Raw genomic sequence first — 21,603 nt, 5'->3', positions numbered from 1 at the left:
ATGAACAAACGAGCCATCGCTTCTTTAGTGGTTACAATGGCGCTGATATTTGCTTACTATCAGCTTTGGCATCGTTATGCCATCAATATTCCCAAATGGGACGACCATGCGCTCAAAGCGACGGTACTTAATTTTGAAAAAGCCGAAAGTGTTGGGGGCAAACTTTACGAACTCTATCGCCAGCACAACGAGCACCGTATTGCATTGACTCGCCTTGTTACGGTCATTGATTATAAAATCTTCGGACACATCAATTATGAACATTTGATGTTTTTTGGCAACCTCGCCTTACTCTTAATTTGGTGGTTGCTTACGCGCTTTTTCAAGCCCCTTCAAGGCGCGGTTTGGTATGCTCTTCCCATTGCTACGTTTTGGTTTTCGTTGGCGTTTTGGGAAAATGCGTTTTGGGGAATGGCAGCGGTACAAAATATTTGGGTTGTTGCGTGGGCCATGCTTACCTTTTGGAAACTCAGCCGTGCCGATGCCTACTGGTGGTGGGCGCTTCCCACGGCTTTTATGGGTCTCTTTACCAGCGGAAATGGCCTGTTTGTGATGCCCCTTGCTTTAGGTATCCTTTTGCTCCAAAAACGCTGGAAAATATCACTCATTTGGCTGGCTTTCAGCACCTTTTGTATTTTGCTTTATTTTTGGGACTACCAACGCCCTCCTACCGATCTAAGCGCAACAGGGAGTATCAAAGAATTTATTCGTGGCTACTTGCTTTTTTGTGGTTCATTGACCGAAAGTTTACCCTTTGGCAACTTTCCCACCCAAATGCCTGTCTGGTTTGGTGCACTTACGATTTTTGTAAGTTTTAGTATGTTGCTTTATATTTTACGCAGCTACTGGAAACGGAATTTTGAGCTCGACTCTTTTGACTATTTTTACGTGGGCGGTGTTCTTTTTGCTTTGGGAACGGCACTTATTGTCGTGTATTCACGGGCTGGACTTGGGGCAGAAATCATGCTTACCAGTCGGTATAAATTATATTCTGCCTTATTACTAAGCTTTAATGTCGCTTATCTAACGCGCTTGGCACACCCTCGCTTCCGCGAAGTGATGACGATGACATTTGTTGTTGGGGCGGCTTATCTTTTTGCTTGCAATCAGCATTACCACCTGTACGACACGATTCAATTACGAAAATACAACGTCACCAGCTGTTTCAACTGGCGTAATGATGGCATCACCTCTAGTGCTATTTATCGAGCTCCTTCGTTGTTTTTGGAGAATATTTCCATTCCCAAAGATTCGGTGTTTACGGGTCAGGCGTGTTTGGTCAAAAATAATTCTTTTGAATTGATTCAACCCGAATATCGTCTCTACGACCTTCGCGATGGCGGCCTCTATATCGTACTTTCCAATGCCCAACATCAGTATGTATTTCCGACTTGGCAAGCCCGTAAACATTCATTTAGAAATATCTTTAATTACAAACGCTACTTCATCAAAGGCTCAAAAGCCATTGTACCTCCCCCATCGTCAGATATAAAACCTGGTACGTATAAAGTACGTTGGTTGCATTTTGACCGACAAGGAAAGCTTTATTTTGAAGATGCAAAATGCAGTGTCGCGACGTTCCAACCAGCTCAACAACAAAACATTAAGACAAATTGGTAAAACATCAAGATAACTACCTCGTCCAACTCGACGGATTGCGTTTTATAGCAGTTGCCCTCGTTTTGTGGGACCACTGGATGCCCGAACCTCACTCGCTCCCGTTTGGGAAATTAGGCGTAAACCTCTTTTTTGTTTTGAGCGGTTTTCTCATCGCTCGGATTTTGCTCAGTAGCAAAGATAAAACGTACGGCACAGAAGGCGGTTTGGGTGCATATTTAAAGAAATTTTACATCCGTCGAACCATTCGGATTTTCCCCATCTATTACCTGTCGCTGATTGTCCTTTGGTTGCTCCACGACCCCTCCGTTCGTGGGAAAGAAGGCTGGCAATTTTTGTATGCTTCTAACATTTACATTGTGCTCAAAAAGACGTGGTTAGGCGTTACTGACCATTTTTGGTCATTGGCCGTAGAAGAACAGTTTTACATCTTTTTCCCGCTGCTTATTTTCTTCATTCCCCGTCGCTACGTGGTTTCATTTTTTAGTATTCTCATTGTCTTTAGTGTTCTTTTACGAGCTTACTTTTGGCAAACAAATGAGCCTTGGTACGTTTCTTACGTAACTATGCCAACGGCTTTGGATGCCTTTGGAGTGGGAGCACTAATGGCCTACGCCCAGCTCTATCACCGCCCATTTTTTCAAAAAACATTCAGCAATCGCTGGTATTTAGGGATCAGCTTTTTGGCACTTGCGGGCATTTTTGTGTTATCACGCCAACAAACCTTGGCAGGAGTAACCCAAGACCAAAACCTATACATTGCCATTTGGGAGCGATTTTTTGCCTCCGTTTTCTTTACATTTCTAATTGGAGGTGGCATTATTGGGTACAAAGGGTGGTTTAAATGGTTTTTGGAGCACCCTGTCAGCAATTACCTTGGGAAGATTAGCTACGGACTTTATGTATATCATAATTTTGTGTATAATCATTACCATTCACCCGACTTTCATCCTACGGTTCGGTTATTTAACAAACTAAGCCGTACCTTCCCCGACTTCGGAAACATGCACTTTGTTCAGTTTGTCATACTCTTTGTACTCACTACTATCGTTGCCTCCGTTTCGTGGTTTCTTATTGAAAAACCCATCAACAACCTCAAAGACAAATACGCTCCTTAACAGAACCTACCATAAAATAAATCCTTAACGAGGAAAGATAGGCCAATCGCCTTTTTTTGAGTAGTTTTGGGAAATTTTTAACCATAGAATCGTTCCGTTCGCACCCTTGTGCGTCTTAACATACAAATCCCCCAAGCAATAATGAGCCTTTATTTCTCAATTGTGATGCCTGCTTATAATGAAGAAGAGTGTATTGAGCAGGTAGTAACTATGTGGACTTCCTTCCTCAAAAATACCTTCCCAGGCAAAGAGACCAAACTCATTGTTATCAATGATGGCTCAAAAGATGGTACAAAGCAAATTCTTGACCGTATCGCTCCAGCCATTGACAACCTTTACGTTGTACACCAACCCAACGGCGGGCACGGCAATGCGGCAGTAAACGGTTACCGTAAGGCAGTTGAACTTAATTCTGAATGGGTATTCCAAACCGACAGCGACGACCAATTTGTCACAGAAGATGTAACTAAACTGTGGGCAAAACGCAACGAATCTAATTTTATCATGGGCTATCGCCAAGTTCGCTTCGACGCCCCTGCTCGCTTGGTTATTACTCGTATCCTAAAATATACGATTTTCTTTGCATATGGCACTTTTATCAATGATGCCAATATTCCATTCCGTCTTATCAAAGGAAGTTATCTAAAAAAACTTTTAGCCCAACTCCCCAATCCAGAACCATTTGCGCCTAACATTTTCTTGGCAGTAATGGCTAAAAAAGCGGGAGAAAAAACATTTGATATACCAATTACTCACAAAGAGCGTTTGACTGGAACAGTTTCTATCTTGCGTTGGAAACTAATCAAAGTTTGTATTCAAAGCTTTAAGGAGTTGTTGAACTTCCGTTTGGACCTCAACAGCAAAGTACGAGCTATCAAAGCTTCTTGAGTTGTTTGCTATTTGGGGTTTTGAAGTTTGCTGTTTATCAGCGTTACGCTGTTTAAAGTTTTTTTGTTTCCCGTTTGAAAGAATTGGGGATTCCTAAAATATCAAACCGTGTCGAATCTGTGTCATCCGGGTGCTAAAATCGTCGATAGTAGCACTCGGATGAAAGATGGTACAGTACCGTAAACTTCCATGAATAGAAGAGGCATCATAGTTGCCATTTCATTGGTGATTTTATTAGCAGGCTGGTGGGGTTTTCAGCGTTGGCAAATGTATTCGGCAACCGTCTGGAAACTTTTACCCGAAAACGCATTTTTAGTCCTGCAAAGCCAACGAATTCAAGACACTACCTTTAAAGTCCAGAAAGGTGGCATCGAAATGCGCGAAGTACCTCTTCTTAACCTTGCAGCCAATCAAATCGACCACTTTCGCCTTTTGAGCGACGATAGCACCAAAGCCGATAAATTGCTCAAAAACCGCGGAATCACCTACGTTCTTCAAAAAACATCAAGCGGTCGATTTGTTTATTTGGTTTTTCTTCCTCTGGATGCTTTCCAGTCTTACAATTGGCTGGAAACCCCTACATCTTCCAAAGTGCGGGTTACGTCCCACTTACACAGTGGTCAAAAAATCTACGACGTTACAACTCCAACATCTGACCCGATTTTTGCCTATACGCGTTTTAATAACTTTATCGTATCCTGTATCTCTGGCGACGTGCTCGAAGATTGGATTCGCTACGCAACAAGTCCATTACGCACCACCCGACCAAGTCGCTTTGAAACAATCAAGGACGACACCAGTGAGTTAAGTATTTTTCTTGACAACACGCTCCTCTCTGATGTTTTGCGGCGCGATGTCTCCACCAAATCAGACGCTGGTCTGCTTTATTTTCTTTCTTTTCTACCTAGTATTGAAAGTTTGCACCTCGACCCTATCTTCTCAAGCAAAAACACTACTCTTACCTCAAAAGGGAAAAAAATAAAAGTAGAAGGCTACCTTGATGCCCTCAACGACCAAAAAGCAAGCCCCTTTAAAAACACTTTTTTTATCCCCAACAATACGGCCATCATGTACCGCCTTGGGTTTGATGATGCAGGTCTGTTTACACGAAAGTTACGGGGACAACTTCAAAGCCTTTCTGCAGATTCTATCAACCAATCTCGGTCCGCACTCCAATCATTGATTAGTGCTAGCCGCATTGACTCATTTTATCGTTTTTCTCACAAAGAGCTTATTCTTTGTCAACTAGAGCCCAACAACGTCCTCACCAAAGGCCAAGTAATTCTTCAACAAGTCAGCCCTACCGCTTCTTTAGAGCCATTTATTCGACGTTTAGCTATTCTTTTAAACAAAAATAAAGGGTTGCCCATCGAGCCTTTTCAAGGAGGAAAAGTATATAGAATCGACTGGAATGAACTTCCTGCGGTACTCTTCGGAGGGCTTTTTAAAGGTTTCCCAAAATGTTATGTGGCTTTTCACAAAAACTTTGTCGTCTATGCCAACGATTCACAAGTACTCAAGGACTACCTCATTGACCTCGAATATCAACGTACTTGGGCAAATTCGGCCGTTTATAATGCTTTTTTTGACAAAACCTTTCGGGCTTCCAACTTTACTTTTGTTATCAATCCCCGTAAAAGCAAAGAATACATGGGCAGCGGCTTTATGAATTATCTTTTTAAAGCCCTTAGTTATGACATTACCGAGCAATTGCCCTTTGACCAGCTTGTTTTCCAAAGTGCGTACAAAAAATCACGGGCTTATTCTTCCCTTACTTTTGGGCGTCTTAGTAAGGCATCTAGTGCTAAAATTTTGAATAAAGTATTTCTACAGCAAGAACTTGAAATCCCAGAAGCTCCTTCGGGGGGTATTTTTACTGTGCGGAATTATCCCAATGGAATGGAAAAAGTAATCATCGCAACCGCAAGCAACGAATTACTGAACCCACTTACCGAAGAGAAAAAACGAAAAATTGCGAAACTAGATGCGCCCATCGTAAGCGATATTTATTCGGTTGACTTTTTGAGTGTAGGCCGCCTTCAATACGTTTTTGCTACCGAAAAAAGCCTCAACGTGGTTGACGAAGACGACCAACAGCGGTACATGACCATTCCTTCGATTCGTTTGCCATTGGGACGAAAAATTAGAAGCCTCCAACAACTTGAAAGTGGAATTGAGGGCAGTTTTCGGTTTTTGGTGATTGATACCAACGGATTTTTATACCTGTGGAATAGCCCGACCCAACCCCCTATTTTGCTCAACACTTCTCGCCCTTTTGCTGATTTACTTCTTCCAATTCATGAAGTCGAATACCAAAGCAAACGTCATTTTTTATTTACCCAGAGTACGGGTCAGATTGGACTCATCAACGAATCAGGTGTTATTCCCGAACCTTATAAAATCGACTTTAAAACCAATTTTTCAGGGCCGTTCTTTGGCGTTTTTCTTCCTGAAGACAATTCAACACAGCTCATTGGTGTAACCAAATATGGAGAATTCATTGAAAATACGCTCACAGGAAAGACCATCGACCGACGTCAGCTTTTCCGCACTGACCCAACTTCCTTTTTCCGCGCTAAAGCCGCCCCTAACAATCGTGATTGGTTACTTTTCCGCGAATCCGAAACACAATTTGCCGTGTTAGATAAAAAAGGAAACGAACTCTTTTCAGCCAAAGGTCTTATTGCCGCCAAAAACCAAGTTCAATACCATTACCTAAGTTCCGAAGTAAAGTTTTTGAGTGTAAAATCAGGGAATTATACCACACTTTATGACCTCAAAGGGTATCAGATTGGCGACAAACCTTTCCCAAGTGAGTATCCCGTTCGCATTAACCTTGTCGAAGGCTACAACAAGCTATTGGTCTATGGCTTTGCGAATAAAAAAATACAAGTTTGGTCGCTCAAACTACGTTAGTTACCGAATCCATGAAGACTTTTTTAAAATACCTATTCCTATTTATTGGGGCATTGCTTTGGATCGTAGGCTGCGTTCCTACGTTTCGTAAAACGGCTTTTGAATGGGGTTTAACGAAAGATTCGTACCGTTATGGAGACTTGTATCGTTTGTCCAATTTGCCCCAATTCAAACAAGAACAGCTACCTTGTAATAACACTCCACGTTTCAACTCCCCGACCGATTCCACGGCTTTATACATCATTGGGGATAGTTTTACGGAGCATCAACGCGTTGTGAAACAAGATTTCAACGTTGGAGCTTACACCCGCATCCACTGGAACGAGGCAGAAACAATTCAACTTGATACTTCACGGCGAAATATCTTGGTTCTTCAAACGGTAGAACGGCATTTCCGAGAGCACTTTGCGGCAGAGGTACGGAATTTTACCGTTGGCCCCAAACAACCAAAAGTAAGCGAATTTTCGTTTGAAAATTGGGTGACTGAAGTATATCAGAGTTTTGAAGAAACGTTAAAAGAAAGCGAAGAGTCTTTGGCTAGTTTTCTTTTTTCTGGCGATATTTTTCTGACCTTGAAAGAGTGGAAAGCCAACCTAAATCTCCAATGGTTTGGACGTCACAGCGACCAAGTAGCTTTGTCTCCCGATAAAACACAGTTACTGTTCGTCTGGGATACCGACTCTAGCCGTATTACGTCGTCTTTCAAACATTTACCTGACGAGGAGCTAAAAACACTCATTAAGCAGGTCAATCAGACCCGTAAACATTACAAATCGCTTGGGTTTGATGAAGTATATCTTTCTATTATTCCCAATAAAACAAGTATTGTCGCGCCCAACTTGGGACCTTACAACCACCTCATTGAGCGCGTTCAGCGTGATTCGACCCTACAAGTCCCGTTTATTGACGTCTGGACACCCTACACCCAACGACCAACCACCGTTTACAGCCTAAGCGACACCCACTGGAGTTGTACGGGGCGGGCGATTTGGTTGGAAAAAGTAAACGAGGTTATTAGTGCTTTATAATGAGCCTTTTACCAAGAACTTTACCATTGTTGGTAATTATTCGTAGTTGATAATCGCCAGTTTGTACAGATTTTACATCAATTTCCCAGCTTTCGTCATTGATACGATTCAGCTTCAGCTCTGATTGATAACCATTTGTATGCACCAAAAATCCTTGTTTTATTTCGTCATTGGGCGCTTCTAGCTTAATTGTCAAATAATCATTGGTTGGATTTGGGAACGTTTGCAAATCCATTTCTGAATGCTGGACAACTATTCGTTCTTCTACAGCTTGTCGCGCGGTATTTGACATTCTAAAGATTGGGACAGGAGCATAAGTACCTAACAAGACTGTATTCGGATTAGGAATCATCAACCAATCGGCCAAAATAGCTGCATAAACTTGACGAAAATCATGCTGCATTTTAAGGTTATTATTCTCCAAATCCAACAGATTTGGGTTTTTTCCAATCATAGACGTTTTAATACCTGCACCAAATACAAACATCGGGGCAGAGGTACCGTGGTCTGTTCCTAAACTTGCATTTGACTTTGCCCTCCTTCCAAATTCCGAAAATGTCATTCCTACTACTCTCTCCGCTACCCCCATTTTGCCCAAATCATCGGTAAAGACTTTAATGCTATCCGAAAGGTTTTTAAGCAAGTTCGCATGTGTCCCAGTCGAAGTATCCGAAGAAACCACTTGCGAAGCATGGGTATCAAACCCACCAGTTGAAACGTAATATATTTTTGTTTTTAACCCTCCATGAATTAGTCTAGCAATGATTTGAAGTTGAGCAGCTAAATTATTGGTTGGGTACGCCACTTGATTTTTACCTTTGTCGGCGGCAACCTTTATTTGGGCAGCATATTCTACCGATTTATTTTGCAGTTCTTGTATATATGTTAAATGTTCCTGTGCTTCTTTTTTAACATTTCCACTAGGGGTTGTAGTTTTTTCCCCTACCAGCCTCGCAAATGCGTCGGGGTCTTGTAAGATAGTCGCAATGGGTTGTCCTTTTGAAATCAAGGTTGATGAAGCCAATGCGCCAATTTGAATCGCCACTGGATCTGGCATTTCTGTGTTTGGATAACCTGTGGGGTAATTCGGAAACTCCGTTGTAAGATAACGCGCGCCCCAACCGCTCGTTTGTTGCTTTGACAAATCTGCGGCTTTCATCCAAATATCGTTTGCCTCAAAGTGCGAAAAGTTAGGAGTTGGGTAAGAGACACCTTGTACAATCGACAGTTTTCCTTCATTATACAGGCTTTGCAAACCGCCCAATGATGGGTGTAAGCCAGTGGCTTTGTTGGTACCTAAACCAAGCACTTTATTTTCTTTAATAGCAATATTACCCCTATAATTTACATCCGTATAGGTGCTCATTTGGTCCAACGGAATCACAGTATTTAAACCATCGTTTCCTCCGCTCAACTGAATAATGACAAGAATACGGTCATTTTTTTCAGCCGCTAATGCTAGTTGTTGTATAAAGGGCTCATTTGCCCAAATTGCTTCCGCCCCAAACCCATTGATAAACGTTGTTGTTGCTAAGGTAGAAGTTAGATGTTGTAGAAAATGACGACGTTTCATCTTATTGGGTAGAGTTTAGCAAAGTTGGTATTCAGCCATTCTAAATAAATACTTGAACGCACGGTCTAACATCGTGCTAATTACCTTTCGGTTTTTGGTATTACTAAAATCAGCCGCGAGTAAGTTCCACGTAATTGTCCATTCCATTCGGGGAAGATCATCAGGTAGTAGTACTTGGTCAACAAGATAGTCCAACTGTTCTTGGCTTAGCTCTACAACAAACAGTGATTTAGTTAGTTCTTTCATCAGCACCATAGGGTCAGAAGGTTTACTGGTTTTTTGAGCTAATTCAACCGTATCCAGCCTCCATCTAAATGTCCCTAGTACTAATCCATTGGTAAAAACGGCATCGGTTACGCCGTTTCTTTTATAGAATGTGTTACTATTTAACCACAATTGGTAATATCCTGTATCATAATAGGCTGGCCACCCAAATACACTTGGTTGATTCATCAAATCTTGTTGTAAATCTGCGGTCTGTCGTGCAACACTGGCCAAGCTACCATAATATGCCGTTGGGTCCTGAATGGCAGCTAAATTAACTTCATAATGTGTCAGTAGCCCAATCACAAAATCTAAAGGAGATTTGATAATCGAGCCTACATGAAATGCCTTAAAAAACTCCTTGGACGTAAGCAAGTTTTTAACCACGGGTCGTAGTTCAAAATTACTTTTTATGAGTAAATCCGCTAGTAAGCTAATAACATTTTTTTCAATGGTAGTAGTAATCGATGAATGAATGAACCACCGATATAGTTTTCTGCAAATAAATAGGGCACTTTCTCGACGGCTTGTAATCATTTCGATTAGTTGCGTTAACTCTAGTTCCCCCCCAGCGTCGGTTGTTTGCCCTTTAATTACTTTATTTCCATAACTGGCGGAAAAGACTTTATCAGTTGTATCATGGTTTTTTAGGATGAAGACCGTCTCCACGGTGGCTGTTGCGGTAGCACGGTATCCATTATCGTCCCAACCTGTCAAAACCCGAGCAGCTGCTTTTACGTCATCTTCGGTATAATTATTAGCACCTATCGTAAACAATTCTTGAAGTTCTCTTGCATAGTTTTCGTTGGGGCGTTTAGCCGTGTTGGTATTACCATTTAAGTACCTTAACATCGCTGGTTCTTTAGTCATTTCTACAACCAACATTCTAAAATTTCCCAGTGCATATTTGCGCAAGAGGGCATTGTAACGATACAGATACCTTGGGTCTGCAATTTGGGCGTGACTTATTGAAAAGTGGTTTTGCCAAAAAAGCACCATTTTTTCTTGTAATGCCTTCTCTGGTTGCATCATTTGTGCAATCCACCATCCTTTTACGTAGCCTATTTGTTTGGAAGCATTTTCAGTATCAAAAGGTTTATCATGAAAGGTCTCTCCCGTTACTGGATCTATGGGCGGTGCTGCGGTAGCCCCTCCACCTAACAACTTCTCTACCGCTTCTTCAGGGCGTAAACCAATATATTCTTTGATCCTGTTTGGGGAGGTTCCAAAGGTAGCCCTGCGAAGCAAATGCGCCGCTTGAGCTTCCGTGAGCTTTGACGTTTGGATGGGTAATGACATAGGAGGAAGAGTACTGTGAGCTTTTCTAATTTACATGCAATAATATGTTTTTTAACAAATAAAAAAAAGAAAACCCCGCCAAATGGCGGGGTTTTCTTTAATTAACTTCGTAAATGACTAGTCTTGAAATACTTTCAAAGACCTAAGCTTATAAGCTTAATTCGGTTGCTTAATAATTTTCAGTGTTGTGTTTTTTGAAGGGGAAATTACTTTCATAAAATAAATTCCTACTGGCTCTTCACTCACATTTACTCCTTCGCGATATACTTCTGATTCTGGTGTTACTATTCGCGACATAACTGGTCGGCCAATTGCATCAAATAATTGGAGTTTTACTTCATTTCCTTTTTCTCCATTTATACCAATCATTACTGTATGACTAACTGGGTTTGAAAATGCGAATGCCCAGTCCTTTTCCTCATAAGGTTTTTCTAATGCGCCCATACGGTTTGCTTGATTTGGCGCAATGTCAAAGTAATAAGTGGAAGTTGCCAACGTATTTCCTGGCTCTGTATCCGCAGTTCTTTTCGACGGGAATTGTGATTTCTCTACTGCTCCTACAGATATTGCGCGTACCTTTAATGTGTATTTTCCCTTAGGAATGCCTGTTGAAGTAAACTGATTTCCCCATCCATAGTTTTCATCATCTACAGCCCATAAACGGTGATAGACGTTAGGTACAGTTCTTGGCTCTTCACGGTCATTACCAAATAAAAACCATGGCGCATTTTCCTCTACTGTCTTATAAGTTTGCGATGTAGTTTCATTTGTAAGTACAAACTCCATTGATTTAGGAGCGCCTGTTAGACAATAAAACGCCTCTAACGTCCAGTAACGCGGGCCAGTATAATCTAATATCGTTCTATTTGACTCTGTACTATTTAGTGCTGTTGGCCCAGAAGTTGGATTAATCGTTGGCCAATCTGAAGTTGCAAAACCTTGACCTGATGGATTGGTAGCTGTTTTAGACTTTCCAACATTAACCCAACGCACATCAATATTACCAACTTTTACTTCAGTTGTAGCTTTTGTAATAGTTGAAGCATCAACTTTGCATGAGGCTGTGTAAGTTATACTTGTTGTCCCAGGTTGTGGATTTGGTTGAATACTTAAATTTATTTCTCCACCACCACTAGTTCCTTGCGAAACTACTGCTGTACCATTTGAAACTTCATAACTCGCATTTGCTGGACAATTTTTAATGGTCAAAATTATCCCCGAGCTTGTACAAATAATACCATTCGTATTAGATGTCAATGACAATGGATCTGCCGCGAATAAGCTCTTACTGAGTAGCAAGCTTAATGCTGATAAAAGTACACGTTTTGTTTTCATATGTAGTTTTGATTATAAAGTGGATACTTATGTTTCCTTCAACTTCGCCTTTAGTTCTCAAAGCTAGTAAAATTTCCTCATAAAAAAAAGAAATCCCTTCCAATTTGGAAGGGATTTCTTTTTTAATCCTAATAAGGTATTTACCTACTAGTTTACTTTCAATACTTTCAATGTAGCATTCTTAGAAGCAGATGTTACTTTCAAGAAGTACATACCAGTAGTATTGCTTGACATATCCATTTCTACACGGTGAGTGTTAGTTTCAGGAGTTTCAAGTGCAGACTTAATCAAACGACCAGTAGCATCTACCAAATTCAAGTTAACATCTTGGCCTTTTGCTCCGTTGATGGTAAATGAAAGTGTATTTGTTACAGGGTTTTGACCCAATGATACAAATGTTTCTTCTGAACTTTCGCTCAAACCTTGACGAGCAGCTTGGCTACCTGCAACATCAAAGTAGAATGTACGTGCTACAATCGTGTTAGCTGGATCTTGGTCAGCAATACGAGTTGGAGGATATGGTGAACCAACAGCTGGTCCTACACTGATCGCACGGATAGTCAATGTGTATTTTCCTTTTGGAAGACCGTTAGCAGAGTATGCAGGGCCAAATCCGTAGTTAGGATCATCAATTGTCCAAAGTTGGAAGTATGAGTCAGCTACTGATGAGTTTCCTGAACGTGCGTTACCGAACATAAACCATGGAGCAGTTCCTTCTACAGTTTTGAATGTCTGTGAAGTTGATTCGTTAACTAAAACGAACTCAACAGTCTTAGGAGTAGCAGTTACACAGTAGAAAGCTTCCAAGTTCCAGTAACGTGGACCAGTGTAATCCAAGATTGTACGTACCGCTGATGTACTGTTCATCGCGTTAGGTCCAGAAGTTGGATTAACTGTTGGCCATTCTGTTGTTGTAAAGCCTTGACCAGCTGGACGCATAGCGTTGCTTGTCTGACCTACGTTTACCCAACGAACATCCAATGGAGATGTTTTTACTACTGTGCTTGAGCTTGCTGTACATGTTGATGCTCCTACTGTACAAGTAGCGGTGTAAGTAATATCGTTTGCACTTCCTACTGGAACTGCATTGATGTTAAGTACAATTGAACCTCCGCTTGTTCCTGAAGCAACATTTGAAGTACCGTTTGAGATACTATAAGTAGCACCTGCTGGACATCCTGACAATGTAAGTACGATACCAGAACCTGCGCAAATAATACCTGAAGCAGACGATGTCAAAGTCAAGTTTGATGGACCAGCTGTAGTTGTTACTACTGCTTTTGCATCCGACATGTATGAGCATCCGTTTGAAGTTGTTACTTTAACAGTGTATGTTCCTGCTTCTGATACAGTAGCTGTGTTGCTAGCCGAAGCTGCACCCATTGATACGCCATCTTTGAAGAATTCATATCCTGCAAATCCTGCTGTAGCAGTGATAGTTCCTGTTGAACCTGTGCAAAGTGCCAATGTAGATGGAACTAATGTCACTGTTGGAACAGCTTCACGAGTTACAGTTACTGTGTTGTCAGCAGCTTTTTCACATGCACCATCTTTACACATTGCAGAATAAGTGTACGAAGTTGCAGTACCTGGTGTTACTGTAAGTGTTGCACCAGTTCCCAATGAAGTTGAACCTTCCATCCAAGTGATTGTTCCTGCGCAGCTACCTGTTGATACACTCAACATAACATCACCGCCAGTTGCACACAATGTAGCTTTATCAGCTTTGATTGAGAATGCAATCGCAGAGTTTGTAACATTTGCCGTTACTGCGTTAGCAGACAATGCACCTGCACAACCATCAACAGTGATACAACGTGCTTTGTAATCTCCTGATACTGTAACTGGTGATGTTACCACTGCATTAGAAGAATTTAACCACTGAGCTGTAGTTCCTGTTGGACAAGTAACTGTTGGTAATGTTACACTACCACAACCTGCCAATGTAGCCGCAGTTACATTTGGAGCTGCTGGAGATGTAGAAAGTGTAATAGTTTGTGACAAGTTATTGCATGAAATATTACCTAAGTTGATAACACCACCAACTGCCTGTTCAGTATTACAACTTACACGATATACAATTCGGTTAGTAGCACCTGATGTTGAAGGAGCAGTAGCAGGAAGAGTTCCTGTCCACTGATATACAGCACCTAGTGGTAAAAACACAATATCAACTGGATTAACTGGTTGTGGAGTATCCCAATTTGGAACTACTGTTACTTGTGTTCCATCATTGATTGAACGAGTTACAGTAGGAGCTGCACCTGCCAAAGTCCCTATTGGACAAGTTACCTTCAATTTCACTTGAGTAGTTGAAGATGGTGGCAAACATGTGTTCGTAGGATTAGAAACTTCTGCCGCAAAAGTAGGAGGAACTACAACGCCAACAATCACACGAGCCGATAGTGGCGACTCACAATTGTTCAACACACATTTCGCAACAAAAATAATTTCTTTTTGGTACGGAGCCGTAATCGTATAGTTTTGAGATGGACTACCACTTCCAATTGCTGTAGTACCACTGCCTAGTGGTGCATCAACTGTGTACCACGTCAATGTACCTGGGCAAGAGTAACCAGCTGACAACACTAATTTGATTGTTGAACCCGCACATGCCGAAGCAATTGTACCTTGAATACTTCCAACGTTTGAATTATCAGGGTTTGTTGCAAAGAAGGCAGGTGCTTGCAACCCTTCTCCTACAACAACAGTCAATATTTCAGACCATGCACTTGTACAACCTGCATCTGCACAACGAGCTTGTACTTCGTACGTACCTGGCGCAACTCGCGTATCACCACCGTCGTTAGACGCATCTGGCAAAATTTCTGCGTCACCCCATGTTCCATCATTTTCTGTTTCTGTATCACTCCAAGGTGCTGGTGGAGTTGAGCCAGCTGTTCTCCAACGATACTGAGTTGGGAATACGCCGCAAGTTGAAGTTACCGAAGCACTACCCTGACATGCAGATTGTAATTTCGTAAGAACTGGAGCTGATTGACCACTACCAACAGTTACGTTAAATGTAACATTTCCTGAAGTAGCACAAGCTGACTTACATGAAGCCACAAATGTCTGTGTACCCGAAGCTGAAGTATTTACAGTTAAAGTATCTGTGTTTACAATAGCAGAAGCTGAAGTCCAAGTAGTAGTACCTTTTTCGCAACCTACAGTCAATTTCAACGCAACATCATTACATACGTTTACGTTACGACCAGCTTCAAAAGCAGCATCACCTTTCTTGAATTGTGCCGTAAGAACTGGAGCTGCATCCGAAAGCTCAGTAATTTTCACTACTGCACTTTTTCCAGCACCTGTATAACAAGTACCGTTAGGCTGACAGAAAATGTGGAAATAAGTGATGCCATCACCAGGAGCAGCAGCAGCATTCCAAGGATCTTCTACAATCGTTACATTTCCATTAGCATCTGTAGTATTTGAAACTGTACTTCCAGAAGTACCCAAACCTAGATCAGACTCAGTTGTAGAAGTCTTAACAGTTGTACTGTACTTGTACGAAGCTGTTGTTCCAGCAGGACAAACCGCCTTCATTGTAACTTTCTTATCCAAACCACAAATAGTTTGATCACTTACTCCCGTAGGAGCAGGTGTAAGACCCAATGAAGCTTTTACTTCATAAGTAACGTTAATGCTTGTGCTTGAGCATTCATTCAATGTACAACGCAAGGCGTAATTACGAAGAGCATTATCAGCTGGGCTTACCGCAGTTGCATTAAATGTACCTACCTCAGAAGTAGTGATAGTAGTATTAGTAATATTTGCTAGTGTAGAAGTCCAAGCACCTGTAGCTGTACCACCAACTGGTGTAGCTGTTGGATCAAAAATCTCCAATGTTCCTGTAGCACAAGTTGCTTTTGAAAGGTGAGCTATAGTAATTGTTGGATTACCAGTTCCTTGACAAAACGCAGGAGCCACATAACCTGATGGTTCGGCAGGCTTATCTTCTGCAGTTACAGTTTTTTGGATACTCATATCACTTAAACAACCATCAGGCAAAACACAACGCGCAGTAAAGTTGTTAACTTTATTGTTTGGCGTGTGTTCTAAAACGTTTGATGTTCCAAGGGGACTTGTGATTGTTTTAGTACCAATCAATACAGTACCTCCGTTCTCATACCATTCTACTTTATTACCTGCCGTAGTTGCACAAGTACCAGTAGCCGTTAGCTTTGTAGAAGAACCTAAACAAATTTTCTCTGGACTAGCCGCCAAAGTTGGCGCAGCAATTGCAGCAAAATTAACAACGTGGTTATCAGTAGCAGAGCCGCAGTTTGCTTGTGCTGCAAAACCTGCTTTCACAGTGTAAGTGATGCCAGTCAATCCACTTCCAATTTTAGTAGCAGTTGTTGTAACTGACGACCCTTTCACACCTGTTCCTTCTTTAGTACAATCTGAACTTACACAACCTCCGAAAGTAGAAGTAGTGTTGCTTGTCCAAGTATAAGTTACATCAGGATCAGCATCTTTCACGTTCAAGGTCAATGTTTTACCGAGGCAAGTTGTTCCACCATCAGCAATAGTACCTTGGATAGTCACAGTAGTAGGCAACGCCTTTGCCGTCACAGCCAAGTTCGTTGCTTTGTCAGCTTTACCAGTTTCACGCACTACTACTCTCAAGCGGTAGTTACCCGCAGCTAAAGTAGTAATTCCAGGATAACCGTTTGACCAAGTTAAAGCGTTAAGAGCAAGTTCCCCTTTTCCCGAAGCAACTGTCGTTCCTTGAGCTAGGTTTCCGTCTGTTGAACTCATCAACTGGAGGGGGTTGAGTTTATACAACTCAACAAAAATCTGAGCAGTACCGCCTGTATAGTTACTACCCGTCAAATCGTACTTAATAGCAAGACCACAAGAAGTAGTAACATCGGCAATATTAGAGCCTGCTGCTACAAATGTAGTCCCCCCATCAGTTCCGTTTTTGATGGTAACGGTCTGCCCCCATGCCGTAGCCACCATAAAGAGTGCTATGAGCGATAATAGAAGTTTTTGTGTCTTCATAAAAACTTGGGTTAAACAAAAAATTAATTAAAAGGTGTAAATTGTTTACTTTTTGATGAAAGAGGCTCGTTACCAGAACTACTAATACCGAACCAAAAGTCGATTCACTTTACTTACGTCATAGGCTTTTCAGGACCTCCTCTTCCGTTAGTTTTTTTAATTAAACAATTTTTACTGGTATCGTCGAGAACATTTATACCCACTTCTAGGAGCTTTTAGGCATTTTGTGCGGAAGGACAAAGCTAGAAGTGACCACAAACGAGTCTCTATATCTGTGCAAAGTTATGTTAACAATTTTGATTGAACAACATAACGCTAAAAATTAAATTCTTTAGTAATCACCTCCTTTCTTGGCATATTAATATAAGGCAAGCTTAATGAGTTGAGAGCAACTTACCTTTGTAAAGCAACAGCACAGCGCTTAAAAGCAAGTGAATCAACCCAACTTTCTTGTTATGGTTCGTAACAAAGAACTGCTTACGTAGTGTCGAAAACAAAGGTATCAATAAAACAGAAAATAAAAAATGAGCAGTGCTAAAATGCTTAAAAAAAAATTAAAATTTTTATCTAACGGTCTTAAATGGCCATTTTTGATGTGCGAGCACGCATTGTTCATTTATTTGGATAGACGTTCATTCCCCCTAAAAGTAACCTTAGGGACACTGCTGCTACAATCACTAGATTGACAATCCAAAAGAAAATGGCTAAATTTGAACGCACATATATATATATGTAGAAGTATTTGGTAGCCATCCATTTTTATGGTTGTTAGTGAGTTATTAACAGGTAAACAACAAACCAATGAAAGTTTTATTATTATCGATTAGTTTTTTTTGTCTCTTATTCGTAAGCCAAGTCCAATCCCAAGGTATTTCATTTACTGAAACAAATTTTAACCAGCTGATCCAAAACGCTCGTCAACAAAACAAGTTAGCATTCGTAGAAGTGTATTTGAATGGATGCCCCCATTGTGCTGCGCTTGAACCAATTCTTAAAGAAAAAAAAGTAGGTGATTTTTGGAACCCGTCATTTGTCAGCATGAAAATTGAAGCCAATTCTCAGGTATCAAAAGAGCTTCAACAAGCCAAGGGCATTACTTATACCGAATTTCCCTTATTCTTTTTCTTTGATACCAACGGTCAACTTATTCATCAGAGCGCTCCAAGTGAGACCCCCAACAAAGCGGCCTTTATTCAAGAGGTAATCCAGCTTGGCAACGAAGCACTAACTCCTCAACTCCGCACGAGTAACTATGCCGCTCGTTTTGCGAAAGGCGACCGAGACTTGGGTTTTTTGATCAATTACGCAAAATACAGCGCAACTACCAAGAATGATGTACGTTTAACAGAACTTAATACCGAAATTGGCAAAATTGTTACGCAGCCTACCGATATCGAAAGCAAGGTAGGCTTTTATATTCTGTCTCGTTTGATTAATGATTTTAAAAATCCAATGGCACAATATTTCTTTGCCCATATCCCTAAATTTAAAATTCATAACACAGCAGAGGCTCCCAAAGCGGTGCAAGAGGCAGGCGAGCATATTATCCATTCTACATTATATGGCAAACGAGCAGCTCAGTTGTCTTCACAGGAAATTGTACAGATGCGCAAAGGAATGGAGAAGCTAGGGCTACCAGCCAAAACAGCAGCACAGCGTACTTTGTTAAAGGAACTGGAAGCTCATTTCAGGGAAAAAAATACACCAGCCGCCACGGCTCGTTTAAATGAGTACAAAAAAACGATAAAATTAGAGTTTTTAGATTATGCGTATTTGATTCGTTATTTCAATGAAAAGGCCACCGACAACACCTATATTCCGTCCTTGCTTGTTTGGTGTCAAGATGCTTTAGCATTGGTAAAACCAAACGAACGAAACCGTAAGGACGTGGCTGATATATATTTTGAACAGGCCAAAGCATTTCAACGGGCAGGAAAAAAACAAGAAGCAAAAAAAGCACTTGATACTGCCATAGGAATTGCCAAAAATGCAAAAATAGACACCGCTCCCTACAAGCTGAACTAAGTTAGCCAATATTTTTTTGTAGTTAAAAGAGGTATCATAATTTATCCAACGGTTATAAAAAACGCTACACTTGAGTTTTTATAACCGTTGGATAAATTTTATATCAATGTTTTGTCAGTATAGTTGTATTTTTCTGTAACTATTTTGCATAAACCTAGTCCAACTGTAAACATTTATTATTATGAAGCTTAAAGTTTTACAACATTATTTACTACTCTTTATTGGGGTATTCTTTTGGGGAGCAGGGCTAAAAGCCCAAACCGTAACCATTTTAGGGATAGATCCTACAGGGCCATTTTGTGGAGGGAGTACCATTCAAGTTAGCTTTTCAGCACAAGGTGGCCCCACTGGAGGCACCAACAAAATTGTCTTTCAATTGATTGAAGATGGAAGTACTACCTCTTCTCAAAATAGGACACTAGATCCCGTAGTAGATGATGGGACGACTAAAACTTTTAATTTTATTATTCCCAATACAATTAAGACGGGTACTTATACACTAAAAGCCCTTTATAGAAATAGTGCTAATCAAAACCTAGCAAATAATACCCTTGCCTCTACTTTTGTTATCGACGAGAAAGCAAGTGCAGGCACAATCAGCACCACTCCCCAAACCATTTGCGATGGCAGTGAAGCAACTATTAATAATTTAACACCAGCAACTTGCCCTAGCAAAGAAGTTCAATATCAGTGGGAAGTGAGCACAACCTCTGCCTCTACAGGTTTTGATAATATACCAGATGCTAACTTTGCTGATTTAAACACAATACCTTTGAGCACTGTTTGGTATCGTCGCAAGGCAAGTTGCGGAAATGGTTGTACCGCGACAACTTCATCAGTAAAAGTAACAATAGCAGTAGTATCAGCAGGTACTCTAAATCCAGACTTTATCACCTGTGGAAACCCAGGCTTATTACATAAAACTGCTGCTACAGGTAGTCCGTCAGGTGGAACATTAAGCTATCAATGGCAACAAAGTACTAATAACATTAACTTTACAAATGTACCCGAAGTAGGAACAACTGCTAGTACCACAGGTACAGGAGTAAATTACAACCCTGCGGCTATTACCGAAACAACCTATTACCATCGGCAAGTTACATACACAATCAATGGAACAACTTGCCCTGCTACTACCTCCCCTATCACTGTCTATTACAATGCCCCCCCTTCTCGTGGGTCTATCTCAGGCACGCAAGCAATTTGTTCAGGAGGCGATCCCGTAGCATTTACAAGTAGCAATAATGCAAGTGGAGGGAGTGGTACACTTAGCTACCAATGGGAATTAAATGATGGGAGTGGCTGGAATATCATAGATGGAGCTGTTGATCCTACCTATGATGCACCCGCAGGTCTTGCCACTGAAACTCAATACCGCCGTAAAGCTATTTCGACCCTAACAATAGCAGACTCACCAGTTATTCCCGTAAGTTGTACATCTGCTGCAACTACTGCCGTTACTGTTAGTATTAAAACTGATAATGTTTCAGCAGGTACAGTAACGGCTTCATCTCCTTTGTGTATTGGAGCTTCAGCAACATTCACTTCTAATGGCACTTCAGGGGGGACTTGGTCAAGTAGTAATAAAGATATTGCTTCTGTCGATAATGATGGAAAAGTGACTGCAGTAGCGGCAGGTTCAGCATCTATTTCTTATTCAGTAACCTCTGAATGCGGCACGACTGTTTCAGCAAGTGCAGACATAATTGTAACTCCCGATGTATCAGCAGGTACAGTGACGGGTTCGTCCTCGTTGTGTATTGGAACCTCAACAACATTCACTTCTAATGGCACTTCAGGGGGGACTTGGTCAAGTAGTAATAAAGATATTGCTTCTGTCGATAATGATGGAAAAGTGACTGCAGTAGCAGCAGGTTCAGCATCTATTTCTTATTCAGTAAGTTCTGGATGTGGTAGCCCTGTTTCGGCAAGTGCTAACGTTACTATCTCCCCCAACGTTTCAGCAGGTACAGTAACGGCGGTGTCTCCGATATGTGTTGGAACCTCAGCAACTTTCACTTCCAATGGCACTTCTGGAGGGACTTGGTCAAGTAGTAATGAAAATATTGCCACTGTCGCTAGTGATGGGAAAGTAACTGCAATCGCTGCAGGTTCAGCATCTATTTTTTACTCGATAAGTTCTGGATGTGGTAGCCCTGTTTCGGCCAGTGCTGAAATAACTGTCGCTATGTCACCTGCTCCCCAGCAGGTAACAGCGAATAAAACGACAGGTTGTCCAGGAGAAACCATCACACTCTCCGCTAATTGTGGTGCTCATACAGCACACTGGTATTCCTCCACCCCAAACTCCCAGCCCTCCCTAGTAGGTATAGGTGCTACCTATACTCTTCACATCACGCGTGAGATGCCTACTTACTGGGTGAGTTGTGTGAGTTCTCTTGGTTGTGAGAGTACCCAACTATCTGCTCCAGCGATTGTTGTCAAGTCCTCCGCAGCGCCATTTGGTATCACAGGGGGAGGCTATCTGGGCTGTAATAACGTTTCTGCTATTTTAACCTCTGGT

Annotated in this window: 11 protein-coding genes; 7 read left to right on the top strand and 4 right to left on the bottom strand. The window is 41.4% G+C overall.

Going from position 1 to position 21,603, the window contains the following annotated elements:
• The 5 genes from AC23P2_RS28570 (at nt 1) to AC23P2_RS28550 (ending at nt 7,567) form a co-directional block, all read left to right on the top strand.
• Nucleotides 1-1,620, top strand: a complete 1,620-nt coding sequence (locus AC23P2_RS28570; protein ID WP_122929026.1) for a hypothetical protein — start codon at nt 1-3, stop codon at nt 1,618-1,620.
• Nucleotides 1,614-2,735 carry an acyltransferase family protein gene (locus AC23P2_RS28565; RefSeq protein WP_487776363.1) on the top strand — a complete coding sequence of 374 codons (1,122 nt, stop codon included), beginning with the start codon at nt 1,614-1,616 and terminating at the stop codon, nt 2,733-2,735. Before AC23P2_RS28570 ends, AC23P2_RS28565 begins: the two co-directional genes overlap by 7 nt.
• Nucleotides 2,736-2,876: 141 nt before the next feature.
• Complete coding sequence (locus AC23P2_RS28560; RefSeq protein WP_122929024.1) at nt 2,877-3,623, top strand: glycosyltransferase family 2 protein; 747 nt, start codon at nt 2,877-2,879, stop codon at nt 3,621-3,623.
• Between the two features lie 189 nt (nt 3,624-3,812).
• Nucleotides 3,813-6,539 (top strand): hypothetical protein, encoded by a 2,727-nt coding sequence (locus AC23P2_RS28555; protein WP_487776362.1) that lies wholly within the window; start codon nt 3,813-3,815, stop codon nt 6,537-6,539.
• Nucleotides 6,540-6,550: 11 nt separating this feature from the next.
• Complete coding sequence (locus AC23P2_RS28550) at nt 6,551-7,567, top strand: hypothetical protein (RefSeq protein ID WP_487776361.1); 1,017 nt, start codon at nt 6,551-6,553, stop codon at nt 7,565-7,567.
• Here AC23P2_RS28550 and AC23P2_RS28545 read toward each other — a convergent pair.
• From AC23P2_RS28545 to AC23P2_RS28530, 4 genes are all read right to left on the bottom strand, one after another.
• Nucleotides 7,554-9,140, bottom strand: coding sequence for a DUF1501 domain-containing protein (locus AC23P2_RS28545; protein WP_487776360.1), 1,587 nt, complete (start codon nt 9,138-9,140; stop codon nt 7,554-7,556). The two genes, AC23P2_RS28550 and AC23P2_RS28545, sit on opposite strands and share 14 nt — an antisense overlap.
• A 15-nt stretch (nt 9,141-9,155) precedes the next feature.
• Nucleotides 9,156-10,703, bottom strand: a complete 1,548-nt coding sequence (locus tag AC23P2_RS28540; RefSeq protein WP_487776359.1) for a DUF1800 domain-containing protein — start codon at nt 10,701-10,703, stop codon at nt 9,156-9,158.
• A 156-nt stretch (nt 10,704-10,859) separates the two neighbouring features.
• Entirely contained in the window at nt 10,860-12,038 is a 1,179-nt protein-coding gene (locus tag AC23P2_RS28535; protein ID WP_487776358.1) for a T9SS type A sorting domain-containing protein, read from the bottom strand.
• A gap of 147 nt (nt 12,039-12,185) precedes the next feature.
• On the bottom strand, nt 12,186-16,808 hold the full coding sequence (locus AC23P2_RS28530; protein ID WP_487776357.1) for a T9SS type A sorting domain-containing protein: 4,623 nt from the start codon (nt 16,806-16,808) through the stop codon (nt 12,186-12,188).
• Nucleotides 16,809-18,092: 1,284 nt separating this feature from the next.
• Between AC23P2_RS28530 and AC23P2_RS28525 the strand changes: the two genes are divergently transcribed.
• Together AC23P2_RS28525 and AC23P2_RS28520 are read left to right on the top strand one after the other, a co-directional pair.
• Complete coding sequence (locus tag AC23P2_RS28525; protein ID WP_487776356.1) at nt 18,093-19,079, top strand: hypothetical protein; 987 nt, start codon at nt 18,093-18,095, stop codon at nt 19,077-19,079.
• Nucleotides 19,080-19,260: 181 nt separating this feature from the next.
• A partial coding sequence (locus AC23P2_RS28520) for an Ig-like domain-containing protein (RefSeq protein ID WP_487776355.1) occupies nt 19,261-21,603 on the top strand: 2,343 nt, incomplete at its 3' end.

It is taken from the genome of Runella sp. R0.1_18, from assembly GCF_057652155.1.
Note: the sequence above shows the minus strand (reverse complement) of the source record. Positions and strands in the feature narration are given on the sequence as shown.